Raw genomic sequence first — 18,707 nt, 5'->3', positions numbered from 1 at the left:
AAAGTCTAGGAGACCGGTATGTCCAGCAACAACCCGCAAACCCGTGAATGGCAAGCCTTGAGCAATGATCACCACCTGGCGCCGTTCAGCGACTTCAAGCAATTGAAAGAGAAAGGCCCACGGATCATCACCAAAGCCCACGGCGTTTACCTGTGGGACAGCGAAGGCAACAAGATCCTCGACGGCATGGCCGGCCTGTGGTGCGTGGCGATCGGTTACGGTCGCGACGAGCTGGCTGAAGCCGCCGCCAAACAGATGAAAGAACTGCCGTACTACAACCTGTTCTTCCAGACCGCGCACCCGCCGGTGCTGGAGTTGGCCAAAGTCATCGCCGATGTCGCACCTGTCGGCATGAACCACGTGTTCTTCACCGGCTCCGGCTCCGAAGGCAACGACACCATGCTGCGTATGGTCCGCCATTACTGGGCGATCAAGGGCCAGCCGAACAAGAAAACCATCATCAGCCGCAAGAACGGCTACCACGGCTCCACCGTGGCCGGCGCCAGCCTGGGCGGCATGACTTATATGCACGAACAGGGCGACTTGCCGATCCCGGGCATCACCCACATCGCCCAGCCTTACTGGTATGGCGAAGGCGGCGACATGAGCCCGGAAGAGTTCGGGGTCTGGGCCGCCAACCAGCTCGAAGAAAAGATTCTGGAGCTGGGCGTGGACAACGTCGGGGCCTTTATTGCCGAGCCGATCCAGGGTGCCGGTGGCGTGATCGTGCCGCCTGAGACCTACTGGCCGCGCATCAAGGAAATCCTCGACAAGTACGACATCCTGTTCGTCGCCGACGAAGTGATCTGCGGTTTCGGCCGTACCGGCGAATGGTTCGGCAGCGATTTCTACGACCTCAAGCCGCACATGATGACCATCGCCAAAGGCCTGACCTCGGGTTACATCCCCATGGGCGGCCTGATCGTGCACGACGACGTGGTTGCCGTGCTCAACGAAGGCGGCGATTTCAACCACGGCTTCACGTATTCCGGTCACCCGGTGGCCGCCGCCGTGGCCCTGGAAAACATCCGCATCATGCGTGATGAAAAAATCATTAAGCGTGTGCACGAAGAAGCGGCACCGTATTTGCAGAAACGTCTGAGGGAACTGGCTGACCACCCGCTGGTGGGTGAAGTGCGCGGTGTGGGCATGCTCGGGGCGATTGAGCTGGTGCAGGACAAGGCCACGCGCAAACGTTACGAAGGCCGTGGTGTGGGCATGATCTGCCGCACGTTCTGCTTCGAGAATGGCCTGATCATGCGCGCCGTAGGCGACACCATGATCATTTCGCCGCCGCTGGTGATCAGCAATGCGGAAATCGACGAGCTGGTGACCAAGGCTCGCCATTGCCTGGACCTGACTTTGGCGGCATTGCAGGGCTAAGTGCTAGGCTCAGAACGCAGCGGCTTTCGGGCGCTGCATTCTGAGCAGCTATAAATGAGGCTTTGGTTGAAAGCCGGCCTCGGAACTTGCCAGACTGTCGCCCTGTTTTGTTGCCCTTTAACGGGCCGCTTAACACTGTAAGAACGTGGCCCAAAAAAGAAAAATTGGAGCATCACCAAATGAAGGCATTAGGTTTGAAGAACGCTGGCAAGACCCTCCTCGCCTTGTCCCTGTTGGGCGCAATGGCGGGCGCGGCCCAGGCAGACGATAAAGTCCTGCACGTGTACAACTGGTCCGACTACATTGCACCGGACACCATCGCCAACTTTGAAAAAGAGTCCGGCATCAAGGTGGTGTACGACGTTTTTGACAGCAACGAGACCCTCGAAGCCAAGTTGCTGGCAGGCAAGTCCGGTTACGACATCGTCGTGCCGTCGAACAACTTCCTCGCCAAGCAGATCAAGGCCGGTGTCTATCAGGAGCTGGACAAGTCCAAGCTGACTAACTACGACAACCTGAACAAATCCCTGCTTAAAGCCGTGTCCATCAGCGACCCGGACAACAAGCACGCTTTCCCGTACATGTGGGGCTCGATCGGCATCGGCTACAACCCGGAGAAGGTCAAGGCTGCACTGGGTATCGACAAGATCGACTCGTGGGACGTGCTGCTCAAGCCTGAGAACATCGCCAAGCTCAAAAGCTGCGGTGTGAGCTTCCTTGATTCGCCAACCGAAATGCTGCCGGTGGCACTGCACTACCTGGGCCTGCCGACCGACACCCAAAAGAAAGCTGACCTCAAGCAAGCTGAAGACCTGTTCCTCAAGCTGCGTCAATCGATCGGCTACTTCCACTCGTCCAAGTACATCTCGGACCTGGCCAACGGCAACATCTGCGTAGCCGTGGGTTACTCGGGTGACATCCAGCAGGCCAAGTCCCGCGCGGCTGAAGCCGGTGGCAAGGTCAAAGTGGCCTACGACATTCCGAAAGAAGGTGCCGGCAGCTTCTTCGACATGGTCGCCATCCCTAAAGATGCCGAAAACGTCGACGCCGCCTACAAGTTCATGAACTACCTGCTCAAGCCGGAAGTCATGGCCTCGATCACCAACAGCGTGCGTTTCCCGAACGGTAACGAGAAGGCTACCGCACTGGTCGACAAAGACATCACCAGCGACCCGGGCATCTACCCGCCAGCCGATGTGCAGGCCAAGCTCTACGCCATTGCTGACTTGCCGGCTGCAACCCAGCGTGAAATGACACGCAGCTGGACCAAGATCAAGTCTGGTAAGTAAGCCTTAAAAGCTGTGGGAGTGGCTTGTGTGGGGGCGGGCTTGCTCGCGAAGACGGTGTGTCAGCCAGCGGATGTATCAACTGATACTCCGCTTTCGCGAGCAAGCCCGCTCCCACATAGCCCGCCCCCACAAATTAAATGACAGAAAGTTTTGCCGGATCGGTTTATCGAGGGTAAGTTGCGCGCCGGTTTTGTTGCCGGGCAACAACTTCAAGGCCCAACTATTTAAGAGGACCTCCACTTGCCAATTTCTTTATTTCGCAAAGCCATGCTGGTGGGTGCAGGTATTACGCTGGCTGTGAGCGTGCAGGCCGCACCGACGGTGCATATTTATAACTGGTCGGACTACATTGGCCCGGACACCCTGGCCAACTTTGAAAAGGCGACTGGCATCAAGCCCGTGTATGACGTGTTTGATTCCAACGAAACCCTGGAAGGCAAGTTGCTCGCCGGTCGTACCGGTTACGACGTGGTGGTGCCGTCCAACCATTTCCTCGGCAAGCAGATCAAGGCCGGGGCGTTCCAGAAGCTCGACAAGTCATTGCTGACGAACTATGCAAACCTCGACCCGGCGCTGCTTAAGCGCCTGGAAAAGAACGATCCGGGTAACCAGTACGCCGTACCGTACCTGTGGGGCACCAACGGCATCGGTTACAACGTCGACAAAGTCAAAGAAGTGCTGGGCGTCGACCATATCGATTCCTGGGCCGTGCTGTTCGAACCGGAGAACATGAAGAAGCTCGCCACCTGTGGCGTATCGTTCATGGACTCGGCCGATGAAATGCTGCCGGCGGTGCTCAACTACATGGGCCTGAACCCCAACAGCACCAACCCCGAAGACTACAAGAAGGCCGAAGAGAAGCTGCTCAAAGTGCGGCCCTACGTGACCTATTTCCATTCTTCCAAATACATCTCGGACCTGGCCAACGGCAACATTTGCGTGGCGGCCGGTTTCTCCGGGGATGTGTTCCAGGCCAAGGCCCGTGCGGCTGAAGCTGGCAAAGGCGTGAAGATCGCCTACACGATTCCCAAAGAAGGCGGCAATTTGTGGTTTGACGTGCTGGCGATCCCGGCGGATGCCACCAACGTCAAAGAGGCCCACGCCTTCATCAACTATTTACTGCAACCTGAGGTGATCGCTCAGGTCAGTGATCAAGTCGGTTATGCCAACCCTAACCCAGGGGCGGACAAACTGATGGAGCAATCGATACGCACTGACGCAGCGGTTTACCCACCGCAGGCGGTTCTCGACCGGACGTTCGTCAACTTCGAGCTACCCCCGAAAGTGCAGCGCTTAATGACCCGTAGCTGGACCAAGGTCAAGACGGGCAAGTAAAGCTCAAACTATCCAAGGTTTCGCCCGTCTTGGGCGAACCTCAAATTTTGTTGGGAGTTTCGTAAATGGCAGTTGCCTCCGGCGCCTATAAGAAAGCCCTCGAGGGCGACCAGACACCGAAAAAGGTGTTGGTCAAAATCGACCGGGTCACGAAGAAGTTCGACGAGACGATTGCCGTGGACGATGTGTCCCTGGAAATCAAAAAAGGCGAGATCTTCGCCTTGCTCGGCGGATCGGGTTCGGGCAAATCCACCCTGCTGCGCATGCTCGCAGGCTTCGAGCGCCCAACGGAAGGTCGCATCTACCTCGACGGTGTGGACATCACCGACATGCCGCCGTACGAGCGGCCGATCAACATGATGTTCCAGTCCTACGCCTTGTTCCCGCACATGACTGTGGCGCAGAACATCGCCTTCGGCCTGCAACAGGACAAGATCCCCAAGGCTGAAGTCGACGCCCGCGTGGCCGAGATGCTCAAGCTGGTGCAGATGAGCCAGTACGCCAAGCGCAAGCCGCACCAGCTGTCCGGTGGCCAGCGCCAGCGTGTGGCGTTGGCACGTTCCCTGGCCAAGCGCCCGAAACTGCTGCTGCTCGATGAGCCGATGGGCGCATTGGACAAAAAACTGCGTTCGCAGATGCAGCTGGAACTGGTGGAAATCATCGAGCGCGTGGGCGTGACCTGCGTGATGGTGACCCACGACCAGGAAGAGGCCATGACCATGGCCGAGCGCATCGCGATCATGCACCTGGGCTGGATCGCGCAGATCGGCAGCCCGATCGACATCTACGAAACCCCCACCAGCCGCCTGGTGTGCGAGTTCATCGGCAACGTCAACATCTTCGACACCCAAGTGGTGGACGACGCCGAAGGCCACGCGGTGCTCAAGTGCCCGGACCTGGACCGCGACATCTACGTGGGCTACGGCATCGCCACCTCGGTGGAAGACAAGTCGGTGACCTACGCGATCCGCCCGGAAAAACTGCTGGTCACCACCGAAATGCCGACCTGCGAACACAACTGGTCCAGCGGCAAGGTGCACGACATCGCCTACCTGGGCGGCCATTCGGTGTTCTACGTGGAACTGCCGAGCGGCAAGCTGGTGCAGTCCTTCGTGGCCAACGCCGAACGCCGTGGCCAGCGCCCAACCTGGGGTGACCAGGTGTACGTGTGGTGGGAAGACGACAGCGGCGTGGTACTTCGCTCATGAATATGAAGAAGTTCAAGCGGCGCTTGGATCGCATAATCCCCAATGGCAAGCAGGTGGTCATCGGGATTCCATTCCTCTGGCTGTTTCTGTTTTTCGCACTGCCGTTTTTCATCGTATTGAAAATCAGCTTTGCCGAAGCCGACGTGGCGATCCCGCCTTACACCGAGATCTACACCTACGTTGAGCAAAAGCTGCAAGTGGTGCTGAACCTGGCCAACTACAGCCTGCTGGCGGGCGACGAGTTGTACATCGCCGCCTACCTGGGCTCGCTGAAGATGGCGTTTTTCAGCACGCTGCTGTGCCTGCTGATTGGCTACCCGATGGCCTACGCCATCGCCACCGCGCGCAAAGAGATGCAGACCGTGCTGGTGCTGCTGATCATGATGCCTACCTGGACTGCGATCCTGATCCGTGTGTATGCGTGGATGGGCATCCTCAGCAACAACGGGTTGCTCAACGGCTTCCTGATGTCCATCGGGCTGATCAACGAGCCGCTGCAGATCCTCAACACCAACATTGCGGTGTATATCGGCGTGGTCTATTCGTACCTGCCGTTCATGATCCTGCCGCTGTACGCCAACCTGGTCAAACACGACCAAAGCCTGCTGGAAGCCGCATCGGACCTCGGTTCGAGTACCTTCAACAGCTTCTGGAAAATCACCGTGCCGCTGTCCAAGAACGGCATCATCGCCGGTTGCATGCTGGTGTTTATCCCGGTGGTGGGCGAGTTCGTGATTCCTGAACTGCTCGGCGGCCCGGAAACCCTGATGATCGGTAAAGTGCTGTGGCAAGAATTCTTCAACAACCGTGACTGGCCGGTGGCGTCTGCCCTGGCGGTGGTGATGCTGGCGATCCTGATCGTGCCGATCATCCTGTTTAACCGCAGCCAAGCCAAAGAGATGGAGGGCAAGATATGAAGCGCTTCAGTTTCTCGAGTTTCATGCTGGTGGCGGGGTTGCTGTTTATCTACCTGCCGATGCTGATCCTGGTGATCTACTCGTTCAACGAATCCAAACTGGTAACAGTGTGGGGCGGTTGGTCGATCAAGTGGTACGTGGGCCTGCTGGACAACACCCAGTTGATGGGCTCGGTGGCGCGCTCGCTGGAAATTGCCTGCTACACGGCTGTGGCCGCGGTGGCACTGGGAACGCTGGCGGCGTTCGTGCTGACCCGTATCAGCCACTTCAAGGGTCGCACGCTGTTCGGCGGCCTGGTGACTGCGCCATTGGTGATGCCCGAAGTGATCACTGGTCTGTCGCTGTTGCTGCTGTTCGTGGCGATGGCGCAGATGATCGGCTGGCCCCAGGAACGTGGCATCGTCACCATCTGGATCGCTCACACCACGTTCTGCGCGGCGTATGTGGCGGTCGTGGTGTCGGCGCGCTTGCGTGAGCTGGACCTGTCGATCGAAGAAGCGGCGATGGACTTGGGTGCACGGCCCTGGAAGGTGTTCTTCCTGATCACCATCCCGATGATCGCGCCGTCGCTGGCGGCGGGTGGCATGATGTCGTTCGCGCTGTCGCTGGACGACCTGGTATTGGCCAGCTTCGTGTCGGGGCCGGGTTCGACGACGTTGCCGATGGAAGTGTTCTCGGCGGTGCGTCTGGGGGTTAAACCCGAGATCAACGCCGTGGCCAGTTTGATTCTGCTGGCGGTGTCGTTGGTGACCTTCCTGGTGTGGTTCTTCAGCCGTCGGGCCGAAGAGATGCGCAAGAAGGCGATCCAACAAGCCATCGAAGAAGCGGCGGCGGACGGTTGGCAGCAACCGGACAAGCGCCGGGCGCCTGCGCCGGTCTAACCTGATAAAGATCGTTCCCACGCTCCGCGTGGGAACGCCTCCTGTGACGCTCTGCGTCACGCTCCCAAGAGCGGACGCGGAGCGTCCATGGCTGCATTCCCACGCAGAGCGTTGGAACGATCTGGTCAGGCAGCCCACGGCGACTTGCGAATCACCTCGACAAAATTCATCGGCTTGAACCCCGGCTCCTGATCCACCAGCACATCGGTCTTCACGTTGCCAAACGTGGTCTGCGGGCGATGACGCAAGCCGTCGGCAAACGCGCAGATGATGCATTCCTTGAACCCTTCGCCGCGTGGATGCGCATGCACCACGGCTTCGCGCTGCACGCTGGAAAAGGCGGCGTAGTCCATGCCCAGCACGTCCATCTCAACGCCTGCGGTCACCAGTGCCACGGTCGGGCGTAAGTGCTGCGGCACGCCCGGCGTGGTGTGCAGGGCGATCGACAACCACACTTGTTCGATATCGTCATCGCTCAGCCCGTAAGGCTTGAGGAACGCGGCCGCTGCATTGGCGCCGTCCACTTCGAAACGCTCGTTGTCACTGCGATGGCCTTCGACCAGGCCCAGGTCATGGAACATCGCGCCGACGTAAAGCAGTTCGGGGTTGTAGGCCAGTTGCTTGCGCTCACCGCTCAACGCACCGAACAGAAACACCCGGCGGGAGTGGTGGTAAAGCAAGTCGGACTCGACGTCGCGGATGTATTCGGTAGTGGCCTTGGCCAGGGCGCTGTCCGGGATCTGGATGCCGGCGATGGCGTTGCTCATGGTCGTTCTCCTCAACAAAGCGCCGGGGGTGGCGCCGATGAGTGAAGTCTGGTCGCGTGCCCGCGATGCGGCTAGCGCGGCGAGGGTGCGATGTCGGCCAATGTGGCTCGATATCAAGCCACATGCAGTCAAATGTGGGAGCTGGCTTGCCTGCGATGCTGGCGACTCGGTCTGTCAGTTAGACTGAGGGGATGCCATCGCAGGCAAGCCAGCTCCCACAGGGGTTTATGTTCCTCCAGTAGAAGGTGTGTTGTTCATGGGCAAAACCGTCGCCATCCTGATCTTCCCCGGCGTCCAGTCACTGGACGTGACCGGCCCCATGGATGTGTTCTGCGAGGCCAACCGTTTTCTGCCGCCCGAAGACCATTATCAGCTTGAAGTGATCGGCTTGGGCCACGGCACCATGGCAGCCTCCAACGGCCTGGCATTGCAGGCCCACAAACATTACTTCGACGCCCTGCAAGCCTATGACCTGCTACTGGTCGCCGGCGGCCCGCAGCTGCCCTTCGAGGATTTCGGCGCCCAGTTTGATGATTGGCTACGCGGCGCCGCCGCCCGCGCACAGCGTTTCGGCTCGATCTGCAATGGCGCCTTCATGCTGGCGCGCGCCGGGTTGCTGGATGGCAAAACCGTCACCACCCATTGGAACGACGCCGCCGACCTGGCGCGCCTGTGCCCCTCGGCCCAGGTGGATGCCGACCGCCTCTACGTGCAGGACGGCAATCTCTACACCTCGGCGGGCGTCACGGCCGGCATCGACCTGTCGCTGTACCTGCTGGCCCAGGACCATGGCCCGGAAGTCGCGTTGAGCGTGGCCAAGCGCCTGGTGGTGTTCACTCAGCGCTCGGGCGGGCAGTCGCAGTTCAGCCCGTTCCTCACGCCCCACGCCGAAAGCACCTCGGCGGTGGCGTTGGTGCAGTTGTACGTGCTGGCGAACCTGACCGGGGATTTGGGCATTGCCGACCTGGCCAGGGCCGCCAATATGAGTGCGCGTAATTTTTCCCGGGTGTTTGCCCGTGAGGCGCGCATAACGCCTGCCGAGTTTGTCGAGCGAGCGCGAGTGGATGCAGCGCGGGTGATGCTCGAAAGCAGCCCCGCACCGCTGAAAACCGTGGCCTACCAATGCGGCTTTCGTGACGCCCAGCACATGCGCAGTGTGTTCAACCGCCGACTGGGCGTGACGCCGCAACAGTTCCGGCTTAACTTTGCGGCGCCGGTGTGAGCGTGTCGTAGGCTTCCAGCGCGCGCAGCGAATAGATGTACGCAGCACCGGCATTCAGCGAGATGGCGGTGGCGAGCGTGGCGGCGACTTCTTCGCGGGTCGCGCCAGCCTTGATTGCCGCATCCGCGTGGGCGGCGATACAGCCGTCGCAGCGTGTGGTGATGGCCACGGCGATGGAAATCAGCTCACGGGTCTTGGCGTCGAGTACATTGTTTTCCTCGGCAGCCTCGTCCAGCGCCATGTAGGCTTTGACCATCTTCGGGTTGCTCTTGCCCAGCGCGCCAAAGGTTTTAGTCACGTTAGCAAGCAAGTTGGACCAGTTATTGAACATTGCGGTAACTCCTGAACGGGTTGGGTGTGAAGCCAGTGTGCGCGGTTCAGGTTTGGCGCTTTTGTTCGATCCACTCACCTTTTTGACCGATGCTCGCAAATGAACTCCATCGACACCCTGATTGCGTTGGCCAACCTGCGCGGCAGCCTGGACCTGCGCTGCCAGTTCCAGGGCGCGTGGGCCATGGACCACGCGCCTGAGCCGCTGGGCGTAGCGCCGTATCACATTGTGCTGGCGGGCACCTGCCATGCCGAGTTGTCGGGTGGCCAGCAGGTGACGCTGGAGGAGGGCGACATTCTGTTGATGCCCGGTGGCGCGACGCACCTGGTGCGCAGCCAGGGCGCGCGGGTAAAACCGGTGGCGCAGACCGTCATTGAGGGCGGCCTGTTGCCGATCCACCGCCTGGGAGGTGAGCAACCGGACGTGGACATGCTCTGCGGCAGCTTTCGCTACAACCGCCAGTCGTTGTTGTTCAGCGCGTTGCCGGATTACCTGGTGGTGTCCAGCCGTGAGTGGCAGGGCGATGGGCAATTGGCAGCGCTGATTGCCTTGTTGCGCAGCGAAGCGGACGGCCAGCAACTGGGCGCACGCTCGTTTATCGACGCGCTGTCGCAGGCCTTGTTCACCCTGATCCTGCGCACCTGGCTGATCCGCCAGGCGCCAGTGGCGGGCACCTTCGCCTTGCTCGCCGACAAACGCCTGAGCAAAGCCTGGCAGGCGATGCTGGCCGAGCCCGGCCATGAGTGGACCATCGACAGCCTGGCGGCGGCAGCCACCATGTCGCGGGCCACCTTCATGCGGGCGTTTGTGAAAGTCGCGGGCGTGTCGCCGTGGGTGCTGCTGACCCAACTGCGCATGGAGCTGGCGTTCAACCTGCTGTGCCAATCACGCCTGAGCCTGCTGGATATCGCGGCGCAGGTGGGTTACCAGTCCCAGGCGGCGTTCAGCAAGAAGTTCAAGGAAACCTACGGCGAGGCGCCGGGGCGCATGCGGGCGAACACAGACTAACTGCGATAGCATCAACTCGGTCTGCCTGATGGACCGAGTTGATGCTATCGCAGGCAAGCCAGCTCCCACACAAGCCAGCTCCCACATTGATCGGGTTTACAGGCTGTTATCGGGCAGGCAACAGCTTCAGCGTGCCACGGGTATTCGCCGTCACCTCTTCCTCACTGAAATGCGCCTGCTCGTACCCGCCCTCGATATAGGTTTCTGCCTGATCGCCATAGTGCGAGTCAAACGGCACCCCGCTTTGCCCCACGGGGTTGATGGTCAACGCATGGGCCGGGTCGGCGAAGTCGATCAGGCGCCGGGTCGACGGGCCATAGGTCACGGGCCACGGCGCAGGGCCGATCATGGCCGATTGGTTATTCGGCACCTCGTGGGTGCCCGGCGCCGGGAATGGGCCGACGTTGAAAATCTTGTCCAGCGGCTTCTGCATGCCCAGCGGGTGCCCGTGGGTCAGGGTGTGGGCCTTGCCCCACTGCCATTGCGACGGGTCATCGCCAAAGGTGGCCTTGAGGTGCGCCAGGCTGTTGTCCCAGGCGAGTTTTACCGTGTCGGCACGCTTGCCGTTCCACCACGGCGAATCCGCCGAGGCGGCCAGGCGTGGCAGTGCGGCGTCGATCACCCGCGTGGTGATCAGGGTTTTGAACATCGCGTCGCCCAGTTTCGGGTGGAAGGCCGCGTCGGTGAGGTTGAACAGGAACTGGTTGAACAGCGTGGCACTGGTGGAGTCCAGCGGGTAGTCGCCTTTCCAGCTTGCGAGCTGCTCCACCAGTTTCAACTGCGCCGGGTCCTTGACCACTTCACGCAGCACTGGCAACAGCGGCGCCAATAAGCGTGGGCCGTAGGCGGTGGTGGTACCCAATTGCAAGGCCTGGCTGTTGTTCACGTCCCATTTCACGCTTTTGTCGCTCAACTGCGTGTTCAACTGCTGGCCGCGGTCGGCGAGGTTGTAGTAACCGGGGATTTCCACGCCGGTGGGTGAGGCCGGCTGGGCGTTGGCCGACACCACATAGCCACGGGCCGGGTTTTCTTCCTGTGGGTTGGCGCTGAAGGGGTAGAAGCCCAGCTTGTCGGCCTGGGCGGTGCTGCCGTCGAGAATGAATGCCGGGTTGACGCCGGCCGGGCGGATCGGCAACTGCGCCGCCGCCCACCAGCCGATATCGCCCTTGGCATTCGCCCACACGATATTCAGGCCCGGCGCCGAAACCTTCGCGGCGGCGGCGCGCACCTTGGCCAGGGTGTCGGCGCGGTTGAGTTCGTAGAAGCCTTCGAGGATAGGGTTTTCGGTGTCGAGGAACGCCCACCACATGGCAATCGGCGTGCTGCCGGCATTCTCGCCCAGCGCGTCATTGATGATCGGGCCGTGGGGCGACTGACGCAGGGTGAGCGTCACCGGCGCCTGGCCCTTGACTGCAATCTGCTGTTCGCTGCTGGTCATATTGACCCATTGGCCGTGGTACCAGACCTGGTTGGGGTTGTCCGGGTTGACCTTTTCGGCGATCAGGTCGAGGTCATCGTTCTGGAACATGGTCAGGCTCCAGCCGAAATCCAGGTTGTGCCCCAAAAACGCCACCGGTACCAGTGCGTTGTGATAGCCGTACAGCTCAAAGCCTGGCGCCGACAACTGCGCCTCGTACCACACCGACGGCACCGAGAAACGGATATGCGGGTCGCCGGCCAGCAACGGCTTGCCACTTTTAGTGCGGCTGCCGCTGATGGCCCAGGCGTTGCTGCCTTCGAATTGCGGCAAGCCATTATCGGCCAGGGCCTTGTCGCTCAAGGCGGCGAGGGCGCCGAGGGATTTCCAGTCGCCGGCAGCCAGGTTGAGGGCGCCCTTGGGTTGCCAGTCGAGGTCGAAGACTTTCAGGTAGTCGCTGCCGAGCTGGTCGCGCACGTAAGTCAGCAGCGGCTCGGTTCGAAACGCGGCCGCAAAGCTGTAGGCCATATACCCGGCGACGCTGATGGTGTCCTCGGCGGTAAAACGTCGTTTGGGGATGCCCAGCACGTCAAACTCCATGGGGCTGGCGTGGCTGTCCTGATATTGGTTGATGCCGTCCAGGTAGGCTTGCAAGGCCTTCCAGGCTGCCGAGTCGTGGTCCATGTGCTCGACGTAACTCAAGGCGCGCTCGCGAATGCGCAGGCTGCGAAACAGTTTGTCGGTCTCCAGCACCTTCGGCCCCAGCACCTCGGCCAGCTCGCCACGGGCCAGGCGCCGCATGATCTCCATCTGGAACAGCCGGTCCTGGGCATGCACGTAGCCCAGGGCGCGATACAGGTCGGTCTCGTTCTCGGCGCGAATGTGCGGCACGCCACGGTCGTCATAACGCACCGTGACGGCGCCTTGCAGGTTGGCCAGTGTCTCGGTGCCCTGGCGGGTCGGTTGCTTGCTGTAGACATACCAGCCAGCGCCGGCCAAGAGGGCGGCAATCAGGATAGCGAGCACGGTCAGGCTGCGTTTCATGGACGGTCCTTGAGTCAGTCACCTTGAAGGTCAACGGAGTCTAATCGGTTTGGCGAGGGCTGCGGGAAATGCTGATATGCCGCAGCGACAGCCGAGGTTCAAGTGCAGAATGTGTCGAGTCGCTACTATTGCGCCGGTCATCTTTGAGCTTTTTTCCATGACTTGCGCCACGCCACCTATCCCAGACTCCAGCCGCCCAGAAGTTGCCTACGCGTGCTGCCTGGAAGCGCCCTCGTTGATCGGCCGGTTTTTGCAGCACCCGCCACAGGGCTTTGACGCGCGGCTGTCCGCCCAGGGCTTGCCGTACTTCTTCACGCCCTTCGACCTGCTGACGACGGCTGAAGACGCGTTCGTGAACCGTGTGCGCGGCTGGCCCGGGTTTGGTCTTTGGAATGCGTGGCTGCGCATCGACAGCTGCTTTGTCGGCACCACGGTCAGCGAATATTCGCCATTGCCCCGCAACGTACCGCCCCAGGACCTCGCGCAGTGGCTGCAAGAAGAATGCGCGCCGCAGCGCAAACTCACGGTGGTCAAAGATGTGCCCTGCGACTCGCCGCTGCTGAGCGAGGCGGATAACCGCTACGCCCAGGCCTTGATCGAGGACTGCACCCGGCGCGGCTTTATCAGCCTGGAAGGCCAGGCGCTGGCCTATGTGCCGATCAACTTCAGCAACATCGACGAGTACCTGGCGCGTTTGTCCCACAGCCGTCGGCGCAATATCCGACGCAAACTGCGCAGCCGCAAAGCGTTGCGGGTGGAAGTCCTCGACACTGGCGATGCGCGCTTCAACGATGAGGCCTGGCTTGCGCAGTTGTACGGCCTGTACAAGGCGGTGTACGACCAGAGCGAGATCCACTTTGACCTGCTCACCGCGGAATTTTTCAGCAGCCTGCTACGCGATGCGGGCAGCAGCGGGCGGGTGTTCTGCTACTGGCACTGTGACGAACTGATCGGCTACAACCTGTGCTACGTAGAGGGCGACAAGCTGCTCGACAAGTACATCGGGCTCAACTATCCGCAGGCGTTGGAGTTCAACCTGTACTTCGTCAGCTGGTTTGTGAACCTGGAGTACGCCGTGGCCAATGGGCTGAAATTTTATGTGGCGGGCTGGACCGACCCGCAGGTCAAGGCCAGCCTCGGCGCCGATTTCACGTTCACCCGCCACTTGGTCTGGATCCGCAACCCGCTGCTGCGCAAGCTCGGCAACCGTTTCCGCCATTACTTTGAAAGCGATGCGCAGTGGCAGCAGGAGAAACCCGAATGAGCCAGGACCGCGCACCGCTGATCCTCGATTTCGACAGTGCCGTGAGTGACATTCCCGGCGCGATCACCTTGCCCCTGCAGGCCTGGCAGGAAAAAATCCGCTTCGGTTGCCGCTGGGCGCAGTTCAAGGAACTGGAAACCGCCCTGCACACGCAGATGCCCAGGGATTACGGCTGTGTGTTCACCGGCAGCGGCGATTATCACCACCTCAGCCAGCTGCTGCTGAACCGCCTGCCGACGCAGCAGAAATTTCAGCTGATCATTTGCGACAACCACCCCGATAACATGCGCTACCCGTTCGGCATCCATTGCGGCTCATGGGTTTACTGGGCCAGCCGTTTGCCCCAGGTCGAGCATGTGCATGTGCTGGGCATTGGTTCGCAGGATATCGGCCTGGGCCACGCCTGGGAGAATCACTGGTCGCCGCTGCTCAAGCGCAAGCTGACCTACTGGAACGTCAACGTCGACACGCGCTGGATGAACTGGATCGGCGCCGGGCGCAGCAACCGTGCGTTCAGCAATGCCGACGAGCTGATGCGTGCGTTCCTGGCGCAGTTGGACCGTACGCTGCCGGTTTACCTGTCCATCGACAAAGACGTGCTGAGCCCCGAAGTGGTCAACACCAATTGGGACCAGGGCGAGTTTCTGGAGCAGCATTTGAACGACCTGATCGACGCTTGTCAGGGCCGGATCATCGGAGCGGACATCACCGGCGATGTCTCGGCTTACCACTATGAGAGCAAGTTCAAACGCTGGTTGAGTGCCTCCGATGGCCAGGAAGAACTGCCGCCGGCGCAGGTGCAGATCTGGCAAGCACAGCAGAACGAGCTGAATGGCCGTTTAGTCGCCCGGATCAATCAGGGGTGGCGACAATAACTTTTAGCTGGGCGAATACGCGTTCGAAGTGTTCGTCCGTCAGCCAATGGCTGTTGCTGATCGACAGTGTGCGGCTGGCAAACGCCTGGGCCTGGCTAATGTCGCCGCCCGGTTGCAGCAAAGGGGCGACGGCGGGGTAGTCCGGCAAGGTGTGGATAAACAGACGCGTCACGCCCAGCCCAGCCGTCCACAGTTTCGCCATGGCGGCATCACGCGCCCGTGCGGTCGGCATCAGCACCATCAAAAACGGCCAGGTGCCTTGCTGCCCCAGCCGGTCCATGATCACCGAGACGCCGGGCAAGTCATTCAAACGTGCTGCCCGGCGCAAGGCGCGGTTACGGCCTTGCTGCAAGTAGTCGGGCAAGCGCGCCAGTGCGGCGGCGCCGACCTTCTGCCGATAACCGCCGAGGCGGTGCAATGGGATATCGTTGACCGAAAAGTCATCGCCCACGGCGCCTACTTCGTCGCCCTGTGCCAGCGCCGTGCGCAAGGCGTTGCCATACACATAGTGCAGGCCGCGCGGTTGGTAAAGCAACGCGTAACCCCAGAGTTCGGCGCTGCGTTGCAGCTCCCAGCGCAGGCTGAAGGGCAGGTCCTGCGCGCACTGGCGGTGCAATGCCTGGTGCAGCACCGGGTCGCGGCTGAACAGCACGCCGCCTTCGGCCGTGGTCAGGCCTTTGCCGAATGCCAGGCTGAAAAAACCCACGTCGCCTTTAAGCCCGACGCTGCGGCCATCGTCGAGGGCGCCCAGGGCTTGGGCGGCGTCTTCGATAACCAGGGCGCCGACTGACTCGGCAATACGCTTGGCGGCGTCTACATCGGCCACGCGCCCGGCCAGGTGGGTGACCACCACGGCCAGGGTGCTGTCGTCGCACAGCTGCTTGAGGTGTTGCTCGTCGAGGTCAATGCTGGCGGGCTGCAAATCACAGGGCACCACTCGCAACGGCGGGCAGTAATGCGCGGCCAAGGCCACCAGCGGGCAGGTGTACGCCGGCACAATCAGCCGGGTGCGGCCGGGCATGCGCTGCTGCAACACGCGCAGGGCGATGATCAGTGCGGCGGTGCCGGAGCAGGGCAGTGCAGGCAGTGGAATCGAAAACTGGCGGGCCAGCGACTGGGCGAGGTCGCCCGATAAACTGAGCAAATCCCGCCCGCGCAAGGGCAGGCCGGCGGTGGGCGGGATTTCCTTGTTCATGACACCAGTGGCTGCGAAGGCTCGGCCTCGACGGTTTTGCTCTCTTTGTCTTCACTGCGCGCCAGGCACAGGATGCCCGCGATGATCAGCGCGCCGCCGATGATTTTCGGCCAGGTCAGGGTGTCATCGAACAGCCAGACCGAGATCAGCGTCACGCTGATCAGCTCCAGGTGCGAGGCCGCAAACGCCGGGCCTACCGGCGCGTATTTGAGCAAGGTCATCCAGGTGAAAAAAGCGCCGATATAGCCGACAAAGGCGCCGTAGATCCACGGCGCGCCAAACACCCGGGCCAGCCACGCGACGTCCATGGTCAAGGGTTCGGCATGCACCGAGGCGAATTTGAAACTGACCTGCGCCAAGGTGTCGAAAATGATCAGCGCGAGAAAACCCAGGATATAAAAACGTTTCATCATTCAAACCCTACGACGGTCACGCCACAGGCGATCAGCATGATGCCGATCAACCGCCATTTGCTCAGGCTTTCCTTGAACAGGAAACGCCCGGCAATCATGATCACCACGATGTTGATCGAACCCAGCATCACGCCGACCGACAACGGCACCAGCGTGAGAAACGCCAGCCACAACACGAATTCGAAGACATAGCAGATCACCCCCAGCCAGATCCACGGGCGCTTGAGCATGTGTTTCCAGTGGGCGAGGCCGTCATGCTCGGCGCTGGCCGAGGCGGCGGCTTTGAACGCCAGTTGGCCGGACGTATCGACGATAACGTTGAGCATCCAGAGGATGATGGTTAACTGGCTCATGGAGTCTCGTGTCTGCTTGCAATGTCACTGGACGCTTACAATACAGGAGCCTGCCGGCCAGGTTATCGGAGTTTGCCGGTCGAACAGCCGGCGTTCAGTTTGACGTCTTGCTCCACTGGCAATAGCAGCCCACCGCCAGGGTGTGGGTGGCATCGACTTCGCGCCCGGCCGCAAGGGCTTTGAGGATAGGCTCGATAAAACTGTTGCTCGAATTGCACGTCAGCCCTTCGCTGTATGGCCCGAAATACGCGAGTTTGCCGCTGCGATCCCAAATGCCTACGGCCGGAGTTGCCGGCACTTGGTCGGCGCCGAGCAGGGCATCGAGCGGTTTCATTTTGCGCAAATTGTCGGGCAGTTGGCCGTGGCTGCCGGCCTTTTGCAGGGCATAGAACTCGACGCCCTGGGGCGCGTATTGCTCGATCAGTTCGCCCAGGTGCTGCTGGTTGCCGACGTTGCAGGGGCAGGCCGGGTCCCAGAAGTGCACCAGGCGAATCGGGCCTGGGCCTGCCAGTTCGGCGGGCAGGCGCAGGGCATCACCGGAAAACACCGCAGTGTGTTCGCTGAATGCGCGTAAATAGCGGCCCTGGAACCAGTCATAAGCCGCCCACAGCACGCCGGCGCAGATGACCAACAGCAGGCCGGCAAACAAGGCAGAGCGGTAGGGTTGTCGCATTCGGAACTATCCTCGAAGGTCGCGTAGCTTGCCATGCTTGCCCTGACAGATGAATATCGCAGCTCGATATTCATCTTCACCGTCAGTCTGGAAGCCTTTATGCCTGTGAGTTTTGACCCCGATCATCTGCGCGAGAGCTTGCGGCCACTGGTGGATGCGCAACCGCTCAGCGCCGAGGCGCGGGTCTACCAGCGTTTCTATGGGCTGGACCTGGCGGCGCGCAAAGTACCCGTCGTCAGCTGTTTGGGCCGTTTTGAAGTGGATGGCTTCCAGGTGGTGGCGCAGGTGTGGTGGCCGGCGGTGCCGGTGGCGACGATGTTCCTTTACCACGGCTTCTACGACCATATGGGCCTGTACCGGCATGTGGTGGACTGGGCGCTGGACCAGGGGTTTGTAGTGATCGCCTGCGACTTGCCGGGCCACGGGCTTTCCAGTGGCGCGCGCGCCAGCATCGACGATTTTGCGGTGTACCAGGACGTGGTGCAGGCGCTGTTTGCGCAGGCCCATTTGCTGCAACTGCCGCAACCCTGGCACCTGTTCGGGCAAAGCACCGGCGGTGCGGTGGTGGTGGACCATCTGCTCAACCACGGCGCCGACAGCCCGGCCCAGGGCAAGACCTTCCTGCTCTCGCCCCTGGTACGGCCGCGTGCGTGGGGTTGGTCGCAGGTCAGCTATTACCTGCTGCGCCCGTTCGTCAAAGGTATTGCACGGCGGTTCAGCGAGAACACCCACGATCCCAAATTCAAACCCTTTCTGGAAGCTGACCCGTTACAGCCGCGCCAACTGCCGACCGCCTGGGTGGGTGCGCTGGCGCGTTGGATCAAACGCATCGAAGCTGCGCCGCGCAGCACTCGGCGGCCGGTGATCGTGCAGGGTGAGGAAGATATGACGGTGGACTGGCAGCACAATTTGCAGGTGCTGCGGGGCAAGTTCGACCAGCCGCAGGTGTTGATGCTGCCGCGTGGTCGGCATCACTTGGCCAATGAGATTCCTGAGATTCGCGAAGAGTACTTCAGGTATTTGACGGACCATCTGAAGTAACACAGTTTAAATGTGGGAGCGGGCTTGCTCGCGAATGCGGTGGGTCAGTGACAGATGAATTGACTGACCCACCGCATTCGCGAGCAAGCCC

At 61.0% G+C, this 18,707-nt stretch carries 18 protein-coding genes; 11 read left to right on the top strand and 7 right to left on the bottom strand.

The genetic code is table 11. From position 1 onward, the window contains the following. Positions 1-18 precede the first annotated feature (18 nt). The 6 genes from ASE80_RS21595 to ASE80_RS21570 all read left to right on the top strand — a co-directional run bounded on the left by ASE80_RS21595 (position 19) and on the right by ASE80_RS21570 (position 7,013). A complete protein-coding gene (locus ASE80_RS21595; RefSeq protein ID WP_056860731.1) occupies positions 19-1,383 on the top strand; it encodes an aspartate aminotransferase family protein in 1,365 nt (454 codons plus the stop codon). Between the two features lie 194 nt (positions 1,384-1,577). Next, positions 1,578-2,672 carry a polyamine ABC transporter substrate-binding protein gene (locus tag ASE80_RS21590; protein ID WP_056861042.1) on the top strand — a complete coding sequence of 365 codons (1,095 nt, stop codon included), beginning with the start codon at positions 1,578-1,580 and terminating at the stop codon, positions 2,670-2,672. Between the two features lie 240 nt (positions 2,673-2,912). Further along, positions 2,913-4,007, top strand: coding sequence for a polyamine ABC transporter substrate-binding protein (locus ASE80_RS21585; RefSeq protein ID WP_056860730.1), 1,095 nt, complete (start codon positions 2,913-2,915; stop codon positions 4,005-4,007). A 65-nt stretch (positions 4,008-4,072) separates the two neighbouring features. Beyond that, positions 4,073-5,215 (top strand): ABC transporter ATP-binding protein, encoded by a 1,143-nt coding sequence (locus tag ASE80_RS21580; protein ID WP_003195240.1) that lies wholly within the window; start codon positions 4,073-4,075, stop codon positions 5,213-5,215. Beyond that, positions 5,212-6,132: an ABC transporter permease subunit gene (locus tag ASE80_RS21575; protein WP_056860729.1), complete on the top strand. Its 921-nt coding sequence runs from the start codon at positions 5,212-5,214 to the stop codon at positions 6,130-6,132. Before ASE80_RS21580 ends, ASE80_RS21575 begins: the two co-directional genes overlap by 4 nt. Then, positions 6,129-7,013: an ABC transporter permease subunit gene (locus ASE80_RS21570; protein WP_056860728.1), complete on the top strand. Its 885-nt coding sequence runs from the start codon at positions 6,129-6,131 to the stop codon at positions 7,011-7,013. Before ASE80_RS21575 ends, ASE80_RS21570 begins: the two co-directional genes overlap by 4 nt. A gap of 125 nt (positions 7,014-7,138) precedes the next feature. On the opposite strand, the gene ASE80_RS21565 is transcribed toward ASE80_RS21570, so the two are convergent. Next, positions 7,139-7,780, bottom strand: coding sequence for an HD domain-containing protein (locus ASE80_RS21565; RefSeq protein WP_056860727.1), 642 nt, complete (start codon positions 7,778-7,780; stop codon positions 7,139-7,141). Between the two features lie 256 nt (positions 7,781-8,036). Between ASE80_RS21565 and ASE80_RS21560 the strand changes: the two genes are divergently transcribed. After that, complete coding sequence (locus ASE80_RS21560; RefSeq protein ID WP_056860726.1) at positions 8,037-9,002, top strand: GlxA family transcriptional regulator; 966 nt, start codon at positions 8,037-8,039, stop codon at positions 9,000-9,002. Here ASE80_RS21560 and ASE80_RS21555 read toward each other — a convergent pair. Further along, on the bottom strand, positions 8,980-9,333 hold the full coding sequence (locus ASE80_RS21555) for a carboxymuconolactone decarboxylase family protein (RefSeq protein WP_056860725.1): 354 nt from the start codon (positions 9,331-9,333) through the stop codon (positions 8,980-8,982). The two genes, ASE80_RS21560 and ASE80_RS21555, sit on opposite strands and share 23 nt — an antisense overlap. A 99-nt stretch (positions 9,334-9,432) precedes the next feature. Here ASE80_RS21555 and ASE80_RS21550 point away from each other — a divergent pair, with 99 nt between their 5' ends. Beyond that, complete coding sequence (locus tag ASE80_RS21550) at positions 9,433-10,341, top strand: AraC family transcriptional regulator (RefSeq protein WP_056860724.1); 909 nt, start codon at positions 9,433-9,435, stop codon at positions 10,339-10,341. Positions 10,342-10,447: 106 nt separating this feature from the next. Here ASE80_RS21550 and ASE80_RS21545 read toward each other — a convergent pair whose 3' ends face one another. Then, on the bottom strand, positions 10,448-12,802 hold the full coding sequence (locus ASE80_RS21545; protein WP_056860723.1) for a penicillin acylase family protein: 2,355 nt from the start codon (positions 12,800-12,802) through the stop codon (positions 10,448-10,450). 157 nt (positions 12,803-12,959) lie between these two features. Between ASE80_RS21545 and ASE80_RS21540 the strand changes: the two genes are divergently transcribed. Then, complete coding sequence (locus tag ASE80_RS21540) at positions 12,960-14,066, top strand: GNAT family N-acetyltransferase (protein WP_056860722.1); 1,107 nt, start codon at positions 12,960-12,962, stop codon at positions 14,064-14,066. After that, entirely contained in the window at positions 14,063-14,941 is an 879-nt protein-coding gene (locus ASE80_RS21535; RefSeq protein ID WP_056860721.1) for an arginase family protein, read from the top strand. Before ASE80_RS21540 ends, ASE80_RS21535 begins: the two co-directional genes overlap by 4 nt. Here ASE80_RS21535 and ASE80_RS21530 read toward each other — a convergent pair. From ASE80_RS21530 to ASE80_RS21515, 4 genes are all read right to left on the bottom strand, one after another. After that, the gene (locus tag ASE80_RS21530; protein WP_056860720.1) at positions 14,919-16,136 is read right to left on the bottom strand and encodes a DegT/DnrJ/EryC1/StrS family aminotransferase; all 1,218 of its coding nucleotides are present in this window, start codon (positions 16,134-16,136) and stop codon (positions 14,919-14,921) included. The genes ASE80_RS21535 and ASE80_RS21530 overlap by 23 nt on opposite strands. After that, a complete protein-coding gene (locus tag ASE80_RS21525) occupies positions 16,133-16,546 on the bottom strand; it encodes a DMT family transporter (RefSeq protein WP_017139520.1) in 414 nt (137 codons plus the stop codon). The genes ASE80_RS21530 and ASE80_RS21525 overlap by 4 nt, the downstream gene beginning before the upstream one ends. After that, complete coding sequence (locus ASE80_RS21520) at positions 16,546-16,902, bottom strand: EamA family transporter (protein ID WP_026013873.1); 357 nt, start codon at positions 16,900-16,902, stop codon at positions 16,546-16,548. The genes ASE80_RS21525 and ASE80_RS21520 overlap by 1 nt, the downstream gene beginning before the upstream one ends. Positions 16,903-16,996: 94 nt before the next feature. Further along, positions 16,997-17,575, bottom strand: a complete 579-nt coding sequence (locus ASE80_RS21515) for a DUF6436 domain-containing protein (protein ID WP_056860719.1) — start codon at positions 17,573-17,575, stop codon at positions 16,997-16,999. A 99-nt stretch (positions 17,576-17,674) separates the two neighbouring features. On the opposite strand from ASE80_RS21515, the gene ASE80_RS21510 reads away from it, so the two are divergent. Continuing rightward, the gene (locus tag ASE80_RS21510; RefSeq protein ID WP_056861041.1) at positions 17,675-18,616 is read left to right on the top strand and encodes an alpha/beta hydrolase; all 942 of its coding nucleotides are present in this window, start codon (positions 17,675-17,677) and stop codon (positions 18,614-18,616) included. The last annotated feature ends 91 nt before the right edge of the window (positions 18,617-18,707 follow it).

This window comes from Pseudomonas sp. Leaf15, from assembly GCF_001421425.1.
Lineage (GTDB): Bacteria > Pseudomonadota > Gammaproteobacteria > Pseudomonadales > Pseudomonadaceae > Aquipseudomonas > Aquipseudomonas salomonii.
This window is presented reverse-complemented; position numbering and strand designations above follow the sequence as displayed.